Origin of the sequence: Streptomyces sp. NPDC044571 (genome assembly GCF_040647115.1) — a bacterium.
Taxonomy (GTDB): Bacteria; Actinomycetota; Actinomycetes; order Streptomycetales; family Streptomycetaceae; genus Streptomyces.
The window spans coordinates 1-13,850 of the sequence record NZ_JBEZBN010000066.1; the positions used below are offsets into that span (position 1 = coordinate 1).

A 13,850-nucleotide genomic window follows, 5' to 3' on the forward strand; every position below is an offset into this window, starting at 1 on the left:
CCACACCCGGGCCTAAACAGGGGCCCCGCCGCCCCGTGGGGGTGGGGGGGGGCGGGGGTAAACCGGTCGCAAACCCCACCCCCGGGGGGGCCCCCCCCGGGGGGGGCCCCCCCCGGCGTGCTGACCGGCCTTAGTTGGCGGGGAGGATGTTCTCCGCCTGCGGGCCCTTCTGGCCCTGCGTCACGTCGAAGGACACGCGCTGGCCCTCCTGCAGCTCACGGAAGCCAGAGGTGGCGATGTTCGAGTAGTGGGCGAAGACGTCCGGGCCGCCGCCGTCCTGCTCGATGAAGCCGAAGCCCTTTTCCGAGTTGAACCACTTCACGGTGCCAAGTGCCATTTTGAATCTCCTGAATAGATGGCAAGGGGCCCCATCCGGAGACTCCGGCAAAAACAATAAAAGCGCCTGAGGAACATTCCCGTCAGGCGCACATAAAGTTCATGGGTACCACAACTGCAACGCCTTAAAGCTAGCACACCTCGCCGGGGCCGGGGTAGCACCCGGCCGCGCGGCGTGTCGGCGCGCGCTAGAGGCGCTCGATGATGGTCACGTTGGCCTGGCCGCCGCCCTCGCACATGGTCTGGAGGCCGAAGCGGCCGCCGGTGCGTTCCAGTTCGTGCAGCAGGGTGGTCATCAGCTTCACTCCGGTCGCGCCCAGCGGGTGGCCGAGGGCGATGGCGCCGCCGTTGACGTTGACCCGTTCGGGGTCGGCTCCCGTCTCCTTCAGCCAGGCCAGGACGACCGGGGCGAACGCCTCGTTGATCTCCACCAGGTCGATGTCGTCGAGTGACATGCCGGTCTTCTTCAGGGCGTGCGCGGTGGCCGGGATGGGGGCCGACAGCATCCGGATGGGGTCCTCGCCGCGTACGGAGAGGTGGTGGATGCGGGCGCGGGGGTGCAGGCCGTGTTCGGCGACGGCCCGCTCGGAGGCGATCAGCAGGGCCGCGGCCCCGTCCGAAACCTGCGAGGAGACGGCCGCGGTGATCGTGCCGCCCTCCAGGACGGGCTTGAGGCCGGCCATCTTCTCCAGGGTGGTGTCCCGGCGCGGGCCCTCGTCGACGCGTACGTCCCCGTAGGGCGCGGTCTCGCGCTCGAAGCGCCCCTCGTCGATCGCCCGGACCGCCCGCTGGTGGGAGCGCAGGGCGAACTCCTCCATGTCCCGGCGGGTGATCCCCCACTTCTGCGCGATGAGCTGGGCGCCGTGGAACTGGTTGACCGGCGCGTCCCCGTACCGGGCCCGCCAGCCCTCGCTGCCGGCGTAGGGGCCCTCGGTGAGGCCGAGGGGCTCGGCCGCCTGCCGGGAGGCGAAGGCGATCGGGATCATCGACATGTTCTGGGTGCCGCCGGCGACCACCAGGTCCTGGGTGCCCGAGAGGACGCCCTGCGCGGCGAAGTGGACGGCCTGCTGGGAGGAGCCGCACTGGCGGTCGACGGTGACCCCGGGCACCTCCTCCGGCAGCCCGGCCGCCAGCCATGCGGTCCGCGCGACGTCCCCGGCCTGCGGCCCGACGGTGTCCAGGCAGCCGAAGACCACGTCCTCCACCGCCGCCGGGTCGATGCCGGAGCGGGCGACGAGGGCTTTGAGCACGTGGGCGCCGAGGTCGGCCGGGTGGACCGCGGACAGGCCGCCCCCTCGGCGTCCGACGGGGGTGCGCACGGCTTCGACGATGTAGGCCTCGGGCATCGGGGGCTCCTTCGACTCGGGGTCGGGTCAGGTGCGTACGGCGATCCCGTCCAGCACCATCGACAGGTACTGGCGGGCGATCTCCTCGGGGCTGTGCTGTCCGCCCGGCCGGTACCAGGACGCGGCCACCCACACCGTGTCGCGCACGAAGCGGTAGGTGAGGCGGATGTCGAGGTCGGCCCGGAAGACCTTGGCCTCCACCCCGCGCTCCAGCGTCCCCAGCCAGGCTTTCTCGAATTTCACCTGGGAGTCGGACAGGTAGTGGAAGCGGGGCTGCGCGGACAGGTGCCGGGCCTCCTTCTGGTAGATCGCGACGGCGGCGCGGTGCCGGTCGATCTCCCGGAAGGACTCGGTGACGAGGGCCTCGATGGTCCTCCTGGGGTCGAGTCCGGCGGCCAGGACGCTGTCGTAGCCGGCCCACAGCTCGTTCATGAAGGACGAGAGGATCTCGTCGAGCATCGATTCCTTGGAATCGAAGTGGTAGTAGAGGCTGCCGGCGAGCATGCCGGCGGCGTCGGCGATCTTGCGGACGGTGGTGGCGTTGTAGCCCTGCGCGGCGAAGACCTCGGCGGCGGTGTCGAGAAGTTCGCGGCGCCGCTCGGGTGAGGGTGTCACCTGGGTCTTCTTCTTGTTCGTTGGCACAGGCCCATTCTCGACCTAGGGGTGCTGGCTGCTGACCGAGACGGTCTCGCCGGTCATGTACGAGGAGTAGCCGCTGGCCAGGAAGACGATGACGTTGGCCACCTCCCACGGCTCGGCGTACCGGCCGAAGGCCTCCCGGGCGGTCAGCTCGCGCAGCAGGTCCTCGCTGGTGACCTTCACCAGGTGCGGGTGCATGGCCAGGCTCGGGGCGACCGCGTTGACCCGTACGCCGAACTCGGCCGCCTCCAGCGCGGCGCAGCGGGTGAGGGCCATCACCCCGGCCTTGGCGGCGGCGTAGTGGGCCTGTCCGGTCTGGGCGCGCCAGCCGATGACGGAGGCGTTGTTGACGACGACCCCGCCGGTGCCGGTTGCCTTGAGGGAGCGCAGGGCGGCGCGGGTGCAGCGGAAGGTGCCGTTCAGGGTGACGTCGAGGACCTTGCCCCACTGTTCGTCGGTCATGTCGACGAGGGCGGCGTTGCCGCCGAGGCCGGCGTTGTTGACGACGACGTCGAGGCGGCCGTGGGCCTGCTCGGCGTGCGCGAACAGGGCGCGGACCTGGTCCTCGTCGGTGACGTCGCAGGGCAGGGAGGTGACGCGGCCGGCACCGAACTCGGCGGCGAGCGCGTCCTCGGTCTCCTTCAGGCGGCGGGCGTGGGAGTCGCCGATGACGATGCGGGCGCCTTCCTCCAGGAAGCGGCGGGCGGTGGCGCCGCCGATGCCGGCCCCGGCGGCGGCGGTGATGACGGCGGTGCGGTCCGCCAGCAGTCCGTGCCCGGCCACGTACGCGGGTGCGGGACGGGTGGGCATCTCCTTCGGATCCTTCGGCCGCGGGCGGCGGGATTCCTCGACGCTGCTCATGGCCGTACGTTAATCTACCAAACACTTGTTAGGGAAGCGTGGAGGGGGCGACGGCTGATGGACCTGACCCATGGGGCGGACGTGGAGGCCTTCCGGGCCGAGGCGCGCGCCTGGCTCGCCGCCCGCGTCCCGGCCGACCCCCTCCCCTCCCTGGAGACGGCGGAGGGCTTCGCGGCGCACCGCGCCTGGGAGGCCCGGCTGCACGCGGACCGCTGGGCGGTGGTGTCCTGGCCCGAGGAGTACGGGGGCCGGGGCGTCGACATCGAGCGCTGGCTGGTCTTCGAGGAGGAGTACTGGGCGGCGGGCGCCCCCGGCCGGGTCTCGCAGAACGGCATCCATCTGCTGGCCCCCACGCTCTTCGATTACGGCAGCGCCGACCAGCGGGCGCGGGTGCTGCCCTCCATGGCGAGCGGCGAGGTGGTCTGGGCGCAGGCCTGGTCGGAGCCGGAGGCGGGCTCCGACCTGGCGTCACTGCGGTCCAGGGCCGTCCGTACCGGGGGCGGCTGGCTGCTGTCGGGGCAGAAGACCTGGTCCTCGCGGGCGGCCTTCGCGGACCGCGCGTTCGGCATCTTCCGCACGGACCGGGACGCGCCCAAGCCGCACCAGGGGCTCACGTACCTGATGTTCGACCTGCGGGCCCCGGGGGTCACCGTGCGGCCCATCGGCCGCCTGGACGGCAAGCCCGCCTTCGCGGAGCTCTTCCTCGACGAGGTGTTCGTACCGGACGAGGACGTGATCGGCGAGCCTGGCCAGGGGTGGCGGATCGCGATGTCGACGACGGGCAACGAGCGGGGCCTGACGCTGCGCTCGCCGGGCCGCTTCCTCGCCGCGGCGGAGCGGCTGTTCGCGCTGTGGCGCACGGCCGGGGATCCCTCCGACACCGCGCTGGCCGGGCGGGTGGCGGACGCGCTGGTCGGGGCGCGCGCGTACGAGCTGTTCACCTGGGCGAGCGCCGCACGGTTCGCGGCCGGGGAGTCCATCGGCGCCGAGTCCAGCCTGAACAAGGTGTTCTGGTCGCAGTACGACATCGCCCTGCACGAGACGGCGCTGGACCTGCTGGGCGCGGACGCGGAGCTGGCCGAGGGGCCGTGGGCGGAGCCCTGGGTCTTCTCCCTGGCCGGTCCCGTCTACGCGGGCACCAACGAGATCCAGCGCGACATCATCGCCGAGCGGCTGCTCGGCCTCCCGAAGGGCCGCCGCTGATGCGCTTCCTGCCGACCGGCGAACAGGCCGACTTCGCCCGTACGCTGCACGCCCTGCTGGCCTCCGCCGAGGTCCCGGCGGCGGTACGGGCCTGGGCGGCCGGGGACCAGGCGCCCGGGCGGGCGCTGTGGGGGCGGCTGGCGCGGGCCGGAGTCTTCGCGCTGGGGGCGGAGGAGGCGTACGACGGGGCGGGGCTGCTGCCGGTGGAGCTGTCGATGGCCCTGGTGGAGTGCGGCCGGGCCGGGATGCCGGGGCCCGTGGTGGAGACGGCGGCCGCCACGGTGCTGTTGTCCCGGCTCTCCCGGACGGGCGACGAGGCCCTGGCGAAGCGCTTCGTGCCGGGCCTGGTCTCGGGTGAGGCGCTCGCCACGCTGACCCTGCCCGGCGGCGGCCCGTACGCCCTGGACGCGGACGCGGCCTCGTACTGCTTCACGGTGTCGCAGGAGGGCGAGCTGCGGCTCGCGCAGGCGGGCGGGGCGGCGCTGCTGCGGTCCACCGACCCGGCGCGGCGCCTCTTCCGGCCCCCGGCGGGCGGGGAGCTGCTGGCCACGGGCCCCCGGGTCGTGGCGGCGGCACGGGAGGCGGCGCTGTGGGCGCGGCTGCTGACGGCGGCCCAGTGCCTGGGCGTCGGCCTGTCCCTGCTGGCGCGGACGGTGGAGTACGCGAAGCAGCGCAGCCAGTTCGGGGCGCCGATCGGCAGCTTCCAGGCGGTCAAACACCGGCTGGCCGACACCCTCCTCGCGCTGGAATTCGCCCGGCCGCTGGTGTGGGCTGCGGCGCTGGTCCCGGATCCGGGGGCAGTGGCGGCGGCGAAGCTCGCGGCGGGCGAGGCGGCGTACGGGGCGGCCATGACGGCGCTCCAGCTCCACGGCGCGGTCGGCTACACCGAGGAACTGGACCTCTCCCTGTGGCTGCGCAAGGCCCGGCCCCTGCGCGACGCCTGGGGCACCCCGGCCCAGTGCCGGGCGGCCGTGCTCGGGGCTGCCGCGGAGCGGTGAAGCCGCGGGCGCCCGCTCCACAGCAGGCCGCCCTTCAGGGGTGCTGCCTTCAGGGGTACTGCCTCCAGAGGTGCTGCTCCAGGGGTGCCGCCTTCAGGATCACGGCCTTCAGGGCACGGCCTTCCAGGGGCACTGCGGCAGGCTCTCGGGGGCCTGCCCGCGGGCCTGATCGGCTTCGAGCATCCGCACGCGCCAGCCGTCCTCCCCTGCCCCACCGTCCAGCCGGACGTGGAGGACCTTGGTCTGCCCGGTGTCGTGGAAGGTGAGGACCAGGGCCTCGCGGCCGTCCCCCGGCCTGCAGAAAGCCGCCGTGACCTGCCCTTGCGCGGCCTTCTGGAACTCGGCGGTCCAGCTCCGCGCCACCTTCGCCGCCTCGCCGTGCGCACTGTCGCTGCTCGCGAGCGAGGCGAGCTCCGCCTCGGCGCCGTCGCCGAGCCGCCAGACGACCTGCTGGACGAGCCGCAGCGCGCCCGCGGACGGATGGCCCTCCACGCGCAGCGGCTCGTGTCGGTCGAAGTCCTGCTGGTAGCGCACGTCCTCGTCCGCTCCGTTCCAGAACGCGCATCCCGTGAGGCCGCTGAGCGCGGGAGAGTACGGCGAGCACGGCCGGCGCGAGACCGGCGGCCCGCCTCATATGACCGCCACGGCGAGGGTGACGACGTACTGCTCCTCGACGAGGCCGTCGGGGAAGAGGGGGCCGAGCGGTGGTGTCCGGGTCGTTCCACCACAGCGCGAGCGCGCCGCCCGGGCGCAGCACCCGGCGGGCCTCCGGGACGGAGCGGGACGGGTCGGTCCAGTGCCAGGCCTGGGCGTAGGTGAGGAGGTCGAAGCTCGCGCCCGCGAGCGCAGCCGGTCCCCGTCCCCGCGTACGAGCGGGATCCCGGGGTGCGCCCGGCGGAACTCGGCGGCCATCCCGTCGCCGGGCTCGACGGCGAGGACCTCGGCGCCGCGGGCACGCAGCAGGCCGGTGGCGATCCCGGTCCCGGCCCCCACATCGGCCACCCTCGCCCCGCGCAGCGGCCGCCCGGAGAGCGCCTCGACGGCGTCGAACAGCGCGTCGGGATACCCGGGCCGGTGGGCGGCGTAGAGCGCGGCGGCCGCATCGAAGGACCGGACCCGGGAGCGGGCCGGGGCGCGCCCCGGAGCGGGGGTCGGGCGCGGGGTCGGACGCGGGCGCGGGGTCGGGTTCGGGTGGGCGGGGCGTGGCGGTCACGGTGCCATTCTCACCGGAACTCCCGCACCACCTGGATGCGTCCCACGATGTGCGCGTTGAACTCCTCCAACTCCTCGGCCGGAACCCACAGCTCCAGGATCGTCTCGCCGCCCGCCTGCCGGACCGGGTAGCGGGCCAGGAACGCCGAGTCGACCTCGAAGCGCGTCACGAAGCCCGCGCCGTCGTGCTTGACGTTCCAGTCGCGGGCGATGCGGACCGCGTAGTCCTCGTTCAGGACGGGGTAGAAGATCGGCTGCTCGGGCAGGCGCGGCGGCCACGCGCGCCAGTCGAGCGCGCGGACGAGGTCGAGCTCGACTGGGCCCGTCGGGCGCCAGAGCGTGGTCGTGGACGACGTCGTCGGGAACATGGAGGCCGACCCTAGGCCCGGTGCACCCCGTCCGGCCAGCGGGTTTCCGCCTCAGGCGGCGCGGCGGGCGTGGCGTGTCAGCGTCACGGTCTGGAGGACCAGCAGCAGGGCCGCCGCCACGCCCGAGGGTGAGAAGGGGTGCTCGGCGTCCCAGGCGCGGCCGCCCAGTGCGGCGACGCCCACCGCGCTCAGCGCGATCAGGAATCGGGGCACGAACTCGGCCTCCGTGCCGAGCAGGACGCCCGATCCGACGACGAAGACGGCCGGCAGGACAGGGACCCAGGGGGCGCCGTCCGGGCCGCGCAGCAACAGGAGCGCACCGAACTCCACGGCCAGGACCAGCAGATGGCGGAGCAGCATCGACATGGGCACATCATGCCGGGCGAAAAACCCGGGCGCGCCACCGCCGGTGATCACATATGGTCCGGCCCAAGGGCGGGGGCGTAGCACAGAGGTAGTGCGCCTACACGGCATGGAGGAGGACGCCGGTTCGAATCCGGCCGCCCCGCCCCCTTTCGGTCCGGCTCAGCGGGCCGTCATGCCGCCGTCCACCGCGAACTCCGTGCCCGTCACGTACGAGGACGCGTCCGAGCAGAGGAACAGCACCAGCTCGGCCACCTCCCGCGGGCGGCCCATCCGCCCCAGCGGGACGTGCGACCAGTCCTGGCCCGACACCGCGGAGATCATCGGGGTGTCGATGGCTCCCGGATGCACCGAGTTGACCCGGATCCCGTCCCCGGCCAGGTCCAGCGCCGCCGAGCGGGTCAGCCCGCGCAGGCCGAACTTGGTGGACCCGTAGGCCGCGTGTCCCGGGATCCCGACCAGGCCGGCCGTGGAGGAGATGTTCACGATCGAGCCGCCCCCGGCCGCCCGCAGCAGCGGGGCCACCGCCTGGATGCCCAGGAACGGCCCGAGCAGGTTGACCCGCAGCAGCTGCTCGAACTCCTCTGGCCGCTGCTGCTCGACGTGGGCCGTGCGCCACAGCGCCGCGTTGTTGACCAGCGCCGAGACGGTCCCGAAGGCCCGTACGGCCGCGCGGACGGCCTGCGCCCAGCTGTCCGCGTCCGCCACGTCGTGCCGTACGTACAGCCCCTGGTCGCCGAGTTCCGCGGCCACCGCCCGGCCCTCTTCCTCCCGTACGTCGGTGACGACCACCCGGGCCCCCGCCTGCGCGCACAACCGGGCCTCGGCGGCGCCCTGCCCACGTCCGGCGCCGGTGATGAGGACGACCTTGCCGTCGAGCGGGAACGTCATGGACCGGCCTCCCAGCGCCCTATCCCCGAGAGGCATATACCTAGCAGTCAGAGCCTGCGGGAGGAAGAGGGGCGGCCCGGGCGGCCGGTCGTAGACTGCGGCGCGTGGCAGACGACACCGACAGGCCCGCGCTCCCGGCGACCGGCTGGGCGGTGCTCGGCCTGCTCTCCTTCGGGCGGGAACTCTCCGGCTACGACCTGAAGAAGTGGTCGGACCGCTCGCTCGGGTTCTTCTACTGGAGCCCGTCCTTCAGCCAGATCTACGGTGAGCTCAGGCGCCTGGAGAAGGCCGGTTACGCCTCCTCCCGGCGGGTGTCGGAGGAGGGCCGCACCCGCGACAAGCGGGTCTACCGGATCACCGGCGAGGGCCTGGCCGCGGTCCGCGCCTGGGCCCGCGAGGCTCCCGTCGACCCGCCCGTCCTCAAGCACGGACCGATGCTGCGGCTGTGGCTGGGCCATCTGCTGGAGCCGGAGCAGCTGCGCGAACTCCTCGCCAGGCAGCGGGAGTACGCGGAGGGCTTGCGCGAGCGGGCGGCGGCCGATCTGGTGGCCGCCGAGGACGGGACGGACCGCGCGACGCACCCCGTGCTCGCCCTCAGGTGGGCGGAGCGGTACTACGCCTCCGAGCGGGACCTCGCCGCCGCCATGCTGGACGACATCGCCGGCCTCGGCGATGACGGCGGCGTCGCCGAGGCCGGCGGCGTCGGCGGGCTCGCCGGTGCCGATGGCGCCGCCGGTACCGCCGACGTACCCTCGGGGCCATGACGCGCAGCGCGATCGGCCTCCGCACGATGGAAGCGACCGCTCCGGCGCTCGTGAACCTCTACAAGAGCGCGGGGATTTCGCTGCGCAAGCACGGTCTGGAGGGCGGCCGCGCGAGGGTGTACCTGGTCCTGGATTATTCGGGGTCGATGCGTCCGTACTACCGGGACGGCACCGTGCAGGCGCTCGCGGACCGCGTGCTGGGCCTGTCCGCGCACCTGGACGGCGACGGCCGGGTGCCGGTGGTCTTCTTCTCCACCGACATCGACGCCGTCGAGGAGATACCCCTCGCCGGGCACGCCGGGCGGGTCGCGGAGATCGCCTCCCGGCTCGGCCACATGGGCAAGACGGCGTACCACGCGGCGATGGACGCGGTGATCGACCACCATCTCGATTCCGGGTCGGGCAAACCCGCCCTGGTCGTCTTCCAGACGGACGGCGGTCCGGTGAACCGGCTCGCGGCGGAGCGCTACCTGTGCAAGGCGGCCCGGCTGCCGCTCTTCTGGCAGTTCGTCGGCTTCGGGAACACGCGCAGCACGCAGTTCGACTTCCTGCGCCGGCTGGACGAGCTGCCCGTCCCGCAGAGCCGTGCGGTGGACAACGCCGGGTACTTCCATGCCGGGCCCGACCCGCGGGCGGTGCCGGACGGGGTGCTGTTCGACCGGCTCGTCTCGGAGTTCCCGTCCTGGCTGGCGGCGGCCCGCGAGGCCGGCATCGTGCGCGTCTGAGCGGCGACGGCCGCAGGCAGGCGCTTTGATGGACGCATGACCACGAACAACTGGGCAGCATTCGAACGACAGGAACCGGAATTCGCGGCGGCGGTCCGGGCCCGCTTCGCGCAGTACCCGCACCATGTCCTGGCCACCCTGCGCAAGGACGGCTCCCCGCGGCTGGCCGGGCTGAACGTCGACATCCGCGGCGGTGAACTGTGGCTCGGCATGATGCCGGGCTCCCTGAAGGCCAGGGACCTGCAGCGCGACCCGCGTTTCGCGCTGCACACCAACCCCGGCGCGGGCGAGGAGATGCCCGACGGGGACGTGCGGATCTCCGGGCGGGCGATCGAGCTGCTGGACCCGCCCGAGCTGCACCGGTACGCGGAGGAGACGGACACCCCGCACCCCTTCCACCTCTTCCACGCCGACCTGACCGAGGTCGTCCACATCGGCATCGACGGTGACGAGCTGGTGGTGCGCACCTGGACCCCGGAGCACGGGCTGCGCACCATCCGGCGCGGCAACGACGACGAGCCGCCGCGGGAGGAACCCGTTAGCTGAGCGCGCGGAGCACGCCGGGCAGGCCGGGCGGGCCGGGCGGGCCGGGCGCGGGGTCGATGTCGACCCAGCTGCGGTCGATGGTGATCGTGACCTCGCCGTACGTGGCGTCGCGGTCACCGCGGTACTGGTGGGCGCGGCGCCGGCCGGCCCACTGCGGGGTGCCCTCGGGCAGGCCCATGTCCGCGTCGGCGACCGCGGCCCGGCCGTTCCAGGAGGCCACCCAGAGGACGTCCGGCATGGCCTCGGGCGCCTGGTCGTGGTGGGCGCTGAGCGCCTTGGTGCCGGAGCTCGCGGAGGTGTAGGCGCCCGCGCGGTAGCCGAGCTCGTGCAGCCGGACCGTCCAGGCGGTGAGGTAGGCGACGACCGGCGGGTCCCAGGTCTGCCGGTCCGTGTAGTGCTCCAGGTCGTTGTAGAGCACGGTGCCTTCGGCCAGGCCGAGGCCCCGGGCCGCCTCGACTGCGCCGTCGGCGGCCTCCCGGCCCTGGTCGTTGGCCTCGGACGGGTCGGTGGACAGGCCGGTGGTGGAGCTGTGCCAGGGCTGCGGGCCGACCCAGAGCGGCATCAGGTGCCACCCCGCCTCGGCCTGCCGCCCGATCCAGGCGGCGGTGAGCTGCGGCTGGGCGCAGGCGCGGGCCCGGCCGCCGATGTAGATGCCGATCGCGCCGAAGGGGGAGGCGGCCCGCCAGGTGTCCATGGCGCTCTGGGTGGGGGCGGTGCAGGCGTCGAAGCCGTAGCCGGTGAAGGGCTCCTGCCCGGTACGGGGGCGGGGCCGCGCCACGGCTCCGGCGGGAACGCCGACGGCGCCGTGCGCTGCGGCCCGGGCGGTGGCCCGCGCCAGTACCTCCCGTACGCCGTCGGGGGTGGTGCCGTACGACAGCGTGGCCATCACCCCGGGGCGGCGCAGGGCGTAGCGGACCTCGTTGCTTTCGCCGCGGGCCTCGGGCAGCGCCGCCGCCGCACCGACCTCGACGGTCGGGATGTCGGCGCGCGGCGGGGCCCCTTCGAGCGGCTCCAGGTGCAGGGTGTCGGCGCGGGTCCGCACGGCCCGGCCGGTGCATTCCCGCTGGGCGCCGGCGTGCCCGAGGTACAGCGTGGGCAGGTCGAGGCGCAGACAGGCGTCGGGATTGCGGTCGAGGTCGACGACCCGCCAGTGGCCGGGGAGGCTGAGGCTCAGCCCGTGGTAGTCGACGGTGGTCCCGTCGGCGTCGGCGGGGACGGCGGCGGGCGCGAGCAGGGCGGCGCCGAGCACACAGGCCGACATCATTCGGGAGGGCATGCGGCACTGTTACCAGACCCCGGGACCCCCGATCGGACGGCGCCGCGTCCCCTGCGCCCCTGGTGGCGCCGCGCATCACCCGCACGAGCGAACGGAGCCCACGGGTGGTCAGCGGCGTTGTCAGTGGCGGTGGTTAGCGTGGTGGTCGTCGCGTGCGACCGGCACCGACACCGAGCAGGACGACCGTGGGGGAAACATGAAACACGCGTACACCGCCGGCAGGGCCCTCGTTGCGGCTGCGGCGATGGTCTCGGTACTGACGCTGACCGCGGGGCCGGCCCAGGCCGCCGCGGAGGGTGAACTGGTCGGATACCCGGGGCCGGACGGGGTGCTGTGGATACCCGAGTGGACGGGTTCGGGCGGCTTCGTCTCGGGCGGCCTGAACGCCCACCTGGACACCCTGATCACCGTCGCCTGCGAGGGCGGCGGCAGCATCGAGGTGACCTTCCGCCTCGACGAGGAGCCCGAGGCCCGCGCCCCCTTCAGCCTGACCTGCCCGACCGGCACCCCGGCCACCGTCACCGTCCCCCTCGGCACCGGCCTGCACGGCGGCTTCGGAGCCGCCGTGACGACCTCGTCCCCGTCCATACGCTGGGGCACCGCGGTCATCCAGCCGGAATAACCGTCCCTGCACGCCGCAGCGCCCGTCATCCCTGGTCGGGGACGTGACGGGCGCTGTGTCGGGGCGCGGACTCAGATGAGCGCCACCTTGAAGCCTGCGCGGGCCGACTTGCCCACGCACTCGTCGCGGATGCGTAGGAGGCAGCGTGAGCGGCGCCGAGTGGACCAGTACGTCGATGCCGTACCTGACCCCGCGCGCCGCAGGGAGCGCGGACGCTTGGACCGGCGAAGCCGACTCCGCAGGCCGCCGGGGCGGGCAGCGCATCCTCCACGCCGGGGAGGTCGTCGTTCTCCCCGAGGTCGCCGACATGCTCGGCCTGGAGGTTGGAGCGCGGGTCGTGGTCCGTCGCAGGATCATCGAACTCGATGATGAACCAATTGAGTTGACCGACACCTACTACCCCGCCGACATCGCCACAGGTACGCCATTGGCCGGGACGGCCAAGATTCGCGGCGGCGCCGTGACGCTGCTAGCGGAGCTGGGGCACGTCGGCGTAAGGGTCGTCGAGGCCGTGACAGCGCGGATGCCCAGCTGCGAGGAGCAAGAGCAGCTGGGCCTGGCGTCCCGTGAACCAGTACTTCAACTTGCCCGCATCACCTATGACGGCGTGGACCGCCCCATCCAGGCGGACGTGATGGTCATGCCCGCCGGACGGCAGCAGTTGCGGTACGAGATCAGTCTCGGCTCTTCACAGCGTGCATGAACGAGGTCCACGCGGCGGCTGGGAACACCAAGACCGGGCCGACGCCCGCGAGCTTGCTGTCCCGGACGGGGATGATGCCCGGGACGTCATCGGACACTTCGACGCAGTCGCCGCCATCCCCATTGCTGTACGAGGACTTTCGCCAGGAGAGGCCGTTCACGTCTGCGCGCATGTCGCGTACTCCTCCGCCACCGACTCGATCAAGGTCAGGGACACCTCCGGTGACAGCGCAGCGGCCCTGGCAAGATCGTATGACCTCCAGTAGCGCTGAACCAGAGCCGGATAGTCGAGCAGCTGCCCCGCGTAGGGGCCCTCCGTGTACGCCACGTCGGGCGCATCCGCGAACTGCATGATGCGCACCATCGAGCCCACTGCCCCATGGGCCCCGGCTGCGAACGGCACGACCTGCACGGTGATCCGGTGGGCACGGACGTACGAAGCGATGTGCCGCAGCTGAGCCGCCATGACAGCAGGTCCGCCGACCGCTGTCCGCAGCACCGACTCGTGCAGGACTACCCACATCTCGGGGGTCTCCGGATCGACGAGGAGCCGTGCGCGTTCGATGCGTGCGGCGACCAGGGCTTCAACACGCTCGGCAAGCGCGGTCGGGCTGGCGGCCCGGATCACGGCCCGGGCATAGTCCCCCGTCTGAAGCAGCCCCGGAACCAGCGTGCAGGCGTACTCGTAGGTGGCCGTCGCCAGGCCTTCCAACTCGGCTGCGGCTGCGAAGTACTCGCTGTGCTTGGACTTGAACGCCCTGGCCAGGCGGAAGAAGTAGTCCCCCGTGTTCAGCTCCCTGTCGATGAGCTTTGCGATCTCAGGGCGCAGTCGACGCCGCCCGCTCTCCATCATCCCGACGTACGCCCCCGTGGCGAAGATCCGCTCGCCCAGCCCCTCCTGGGTCAATCCCGCCGCCTCGCGCCTTCCCCGCAGTTCCTCGCGGGCGAACTCATCCGGCGTCTCCGCCCCACCCTCATCGTTCGGCTTGGCCATGAGC

Annotated in this window: 18 protein-coding genes, 1 tRNA gene and 1 pseudogene; 8 read left to right on the top strand and 12 right to left on the bottom strand. The window is 73.1% G+C overall.

Going from position 1 to position 13,850, the window contains the following annotated elements; all coding sequences use genetic code 11:
* Window positions 1-130: 130 nt before the first annotated feature.
* The 4 genes from AB0B01_RS26755 to AB0B01_RS26770 all read right to left on the bottom strand — a co-directional run bounded on the left by AB0B01_RS26755 (window position 131) and on the right by AB0B01_RS26770 (window position 3,131).
* Entirely contained in the window at window positions 131-337 is a 207-nt protein-coding gene (locus tag AB0B01_RS26755; RefSeq protein ID WP_328925160.1) for a cold-shock protein, read from the bottom strand.
* Window positions 338-524: 187 nt separating this feature from the next.
* Window positions 525-1,682 carry an acetyl-CoA C-acetyltransferase gene (locus AB0B01_RS26760; RefSeq protein ID WP_361724112.1) on the bottom strand — a complete coding sequence of 386 codons (1,158 nt, stop codon included), beginning with the start codon at window positions 1,680-1,682 and terminating at the stop codon, window positions 525-527.
* Between the two features lie 27 nt (window positions 1,683-1,709).
* Complete coding sequence (locus AB0B01_RS26765) at window positions 1,710-2,324, bottom strand: TetR/AcrR family transcriptional regulator (RefSeq protein ID WP_361724115.1); 615 nt, start codon at window positions 2,322-2,324, stop codon at window positions 1,710-1,712.
* A gap of 15 nt (window positions 2,325-2,339) precedes the next feature.
* Window positions 2,340-3,131, bottom strand: a complete 792-nt coding sequence (locus AB0B01_RS26770; RefSeq protein ID WP_361724177.1) for an SDR family oxidoreductase — start codon at window positions 3,129-3,131, stop codon at window positions 2,340-2,342.
* A 108-nt stretch (window positions 3,132-3,239) separates the two neighbouring features.
* On the opposite strand from AB0B01_RS26770, the gene AB0B01_RS26775 reads away from it, so the two are divergent.
* Together AB0B01_RS26775 and AB0B01_RS26780 are read left to right on the top strand one after the other, a co-directional pair.
* A complete protein-coding gene (locus AB0B01_RS26775) occupies window positions 3,240-4,385 on the top strand; it encodes an acyl-CoA dehydrogenase family protein (protein WP_361724118.1) in 1,146 nt (381 codons plus the stop codon).
* Window positions 4,385-5,383: an acyl-CoA dehydrogenase family protein gene (locus AB0B01_RS26780; RefSeq protein ID WP_361724121.1), complete on the top strand. Its 999-nt coding sequence runs from the start codon at window positions 4,385-4,387 to the stop codon at window positions 5,381-5,383. The genes AB0B01_RS26775 and AB0B01_RS26780 overlap by 1 nt, the downstream gene beginning before the upstream one ends.
* 108 nt (window positions 5,384-5,491) lie before the next feature.
* Here AB0B01_RS26780 and AB0B01_RS26785 read toward each other — a convergent pair whose 3' ends face one another.
* The 4 genes and pseudogenes from AB0B01_RS26785 to AB0B01_RS26800 form a co-directional block, all read right to left on the bottom strand.
* Window positions 5,492-5,917 (bottom strand): hypothetical protein, encoded by a 426-nt coding sequence (locus AB0B01_RS26785; protein WP_361724124.1) that lies wholly within the window; start codon window positions 5,915-5,917, stop codon window positions 5,492-5,494.
* A 184-nt stretch (window positions 5,918-6,101) separates the two neighbouring features.
* A pseudogene (locus tag AB0B01_RS26790) lies at window positions 6,102-6,502 on the bottom strand (class I SAM-dependent methyltransferase); the annotation flags it as partial.
* A gap of 104 nt (window positions 6,503-6,606) precedes the next feature.
* On the bottom strand, window positions 6,607-6,963 hold the full coding sequence (locus AB0B01_RS26795; protein ID WP_361724127.1) for a hypothetical protein: 357 nt from the start codon (window positions 6,961-6,963) through the stop codon (window positions 6,607-6,609).
* A 51-nt stretch (window positions 6,964-7,014) separates the two neighbouring features.
* A complete protein-coding gene (locus tag AB0B01_RS26800; protein ID WP_361724130.1) occupies window positions 7,015-7,329 on the bottom strand; it encodes a hypothetical protein in 315 nt (104 codons plus the stop codon).
* A 71-nt stretch (window positions 7,330-7,400) separates the two neighbouring features.
* On the opposite strand from AB0B01_RS26800, the gene AB0B01_RS26805 reads away from it, so the two are divergent.
* A tRNA-Ala gene (locus AB0B01_RS26805) sits at window positions 7,401-7,472 on the top strand.
* Window positions 7,473-7,488: 16 nt separating this feature from the next.
* Here AB0B01_RS26805 and AB0B01_RS26810 read toward each other — a convergent pair.
* Window positions 7,489-8,217, bottom strand: a complete 729-nt coding sequence (locus tag AB0B01_RS26810; RefSeq protein WP_361724133.1) for a glucose 1-dehydrogenase — start codon at window positions 8,215-8,217, stop codon at window positions 7,489-7,491.
* 104 nt (window positions 8,218-8,321) lie between these two features.
* Here AB0B01_RS26810 and AB0B01_RS26815 point away from each other — a divergent pair, with 104 nt between their 5' ends.
* From AB0B01_RS26815 to AB0B01_RS26825, 3 genes are read left to right on the top strand one after another with little or no spacing between them, the layout of a single operon-like run.
* Window positions 8,322-8,981, top strand: coding sequence for a PadR family transcriptional regulator (locus AB0B01_RS26815; protein ID WP_361724136.1), 660 nt, complete (start codon window positions 8,322-8,324; stop codon window positions 8,979-8,981).
* A complete protein-coding gene (locus AB0B01_RS26820; protein WP_361724138.1) occupies window positions 8,978-9,706 on the top strand; it encodes a VWA domain-containing protein in 729 nt (242 codons plus the stop codon). Before AB0B01_RS26815 ends, AB0B01_RS26820 begins: the two co-directional genes overlap by 4 nt.
* 36 nt (window positions 9,707-9,742) lie before the next feature.
* Window positions 9,743-10,252: a pyridoxamine 5'-phosphate oxidase family protein gene (locus AB0B01_RS26825; RefSeq protein WP_361724141.1), complete on the top strand. Its 510-nt coding sequence runs from the start codon at window positions 9,743-9,745 to the stop codon at window positions 10,250-10,252.
* Here the strand turns inward: AB0B01_RS26825 and AB0B01_RS26830 are convergent.
* A complete protein-coding gene (locus AB0B01_RS26830) occupies window positions 10,245-11,528 on the bottom strand; it encodes a glycoside hydrolase domain-containing protein (protein WP_361724144.1) in 1,284 nt (427 codons plus the stop codon). The two genes, AB0B01_RS26825 and AB0B01_RS26830, sit on opposite strands and share 8 nt — an antisense overlap.
* A 196-nt stretch (window positions 11,529-11,724) precedes the next feature.
* On the opposite strand from AB0B01_RS26830, the gene AB0B01_RS26835 reads away from it, so the two are divergent.
* Both AB0B01_RS26835 and AB0B01_RS26840 read left to right on the top strand, forming a co-directional pair.
* A complete protein-coding gene (locus tag AB0B01_RS26835) occupies window positions 11,725-12,150 on the top strand; it encodes a hypothetical protein (protein WP_361724147.1) in 426 nt (141 codons plus the stop codon).
* Window positions 12,151-12,295: 145 nt separating this feature from the next.
* Window positions 12,296-12,853, top strand: coding sequence for a UTRA domain-containing protein (locus AB0B01_RS26840; RefSeq protein ID WP_361724150.1), 558 nt, complete (start codon window positions 12,296-12,298; stop codon window positions 12,851-12,853).
* Here AB0B01_RS26840 and AB0B01_RS26845 read toward each other — a convergent pair.
* Together AB0B01_RS26845 and AB0B01_RS26850 are read right to left on the bottom strand one after the other, a co-directional pair.
* Complete coding sequence (locus AB0B01_RS26845) at window positions 12,825-13,025, bottom strand: DUF397 domain-containing protein (RefSeq protein WP_361724153.1); 201 nt, start codon at window positions 13,023-13,025, stop codon at window positions 12,825-12,827. The two genes, AB0B01_RS26840 and AB0B01_RS26845, sit on opposite strands and share 29 nt — an antisense overlap.
* Window positions 13,010-13,846, bottom strand: coding sequence for a helix-turn-helix transcriptional regulator (locus AB0B01_RS26850; protein WP_361724156.1), 837 nt, complete (start codon window positions 13,844-13,846; stop codon window positions 13,010-13,012). The genes AB0B01_RS26845 and AB0B01_RS26850 overlap by 16 nt, the downstream gene beginning before the upstream one ends.
* Between the last annotated feature and the right edge of the window lie 4 nt (window positions 13,847-13,850).

Coding starts and splice junctions, on each gene's coding strand:
- AB0B01_RS26770 (WP_361724177.1), bottom strand. CDS start 3,131: ATGCCCACCCGTCCCGCACCCGCGTACGTGGCCGGGCACGGACTGCTG.
- AB0B01_RS26830 (WP_361724144.1), bottom strand. CDS start 11,528: ATGCCCTCCCGAATGATGTCGGCCTGTGTGCTCGGCGCCGCCCTGCTC.
- AB0B01_RS26820 (WP_361724138.1), top strand. CDS start 8,978: ATGACGCGCAGCGCGATCGGCCTCCGCACGATGGAAGCGACCGCTCCG.
- AB0B01_RS26850 (WP_361724156.1), bottom strand. CDS start 13,846: ATGGCCAAGCCGAACGATGAGGGTGGGGCGGAGACGCCGGATGAGTTC.
- AB0B01_RS26755 (WP_328925160.1), bottom strand. CDS start 337: ATGGCACTTGGCACCGTGAAGTGGTTCAACTCGGAAAAGGGCTTCGGC.
- AB0B01_RS26775 (WP_361724118.1), top strand. CDS start 3,240: ATGGACCTGACCCATGGGGCGGACGTGGAGGCCTTCCGGGCCGAGGCG.
- AB0B01_RS26800 (WP_361724130.1), bottom strand. CDS start 7,329: ATGTCGATGCTGCTCCGCCATCTGCTGGTCCTGGCCGTGGAGTTCGGT.
- AB0B01_RS26780 (WP_361724121.1), top strand. CDS start 4,385: ATGCGCTTCCTGCCGACCGGCGAACAGGCCGACTTCGCCCGTACGCTG.
- AB0B01_RS26825 (WP_361724141.1), top strand. CDS start 9,743: ATGACCACGAACAACTGGGCAGCATTCGAACGACAGGAACCGGAATTC.
- AB0B01_RS26810 (WP_361724133.1), bottom strand. CDS start 8,217: ATGACGTTCCCGCTCGACGGCAAGGTCGTCCTCATCACCGGCGCCGGA.
- AB0B01_RS26760 (WP_361724112.1), bottom strand. CDS start 1,682: ATGCCCGAGGCCTACATCGTCGAAGCCGTGCGCACCCCCGTCGGACGC.
- AB0B01_RS26835 (WP_361724147.1), top strand. CDS start 11,725: ATGAAACACGCGTACACCGCCGGCAGGGCCCTCGTTGCGGCTGCGGCG.
- AB0B01_RS26795 (WP_361724127.1), bottom strand. CDS start 6,963: ATGTTCCCGACGACGTCGTCCACGACCACGCTCTGGCGCCCGACGGGC.
- AB0B01_RS26845 (WP_361724153.1), bottom strand. CDS start 13,025: ATGCGCGCAGACGTGAACGGCCTCTCCTGGCGAAAGTCCTCGTACAGC.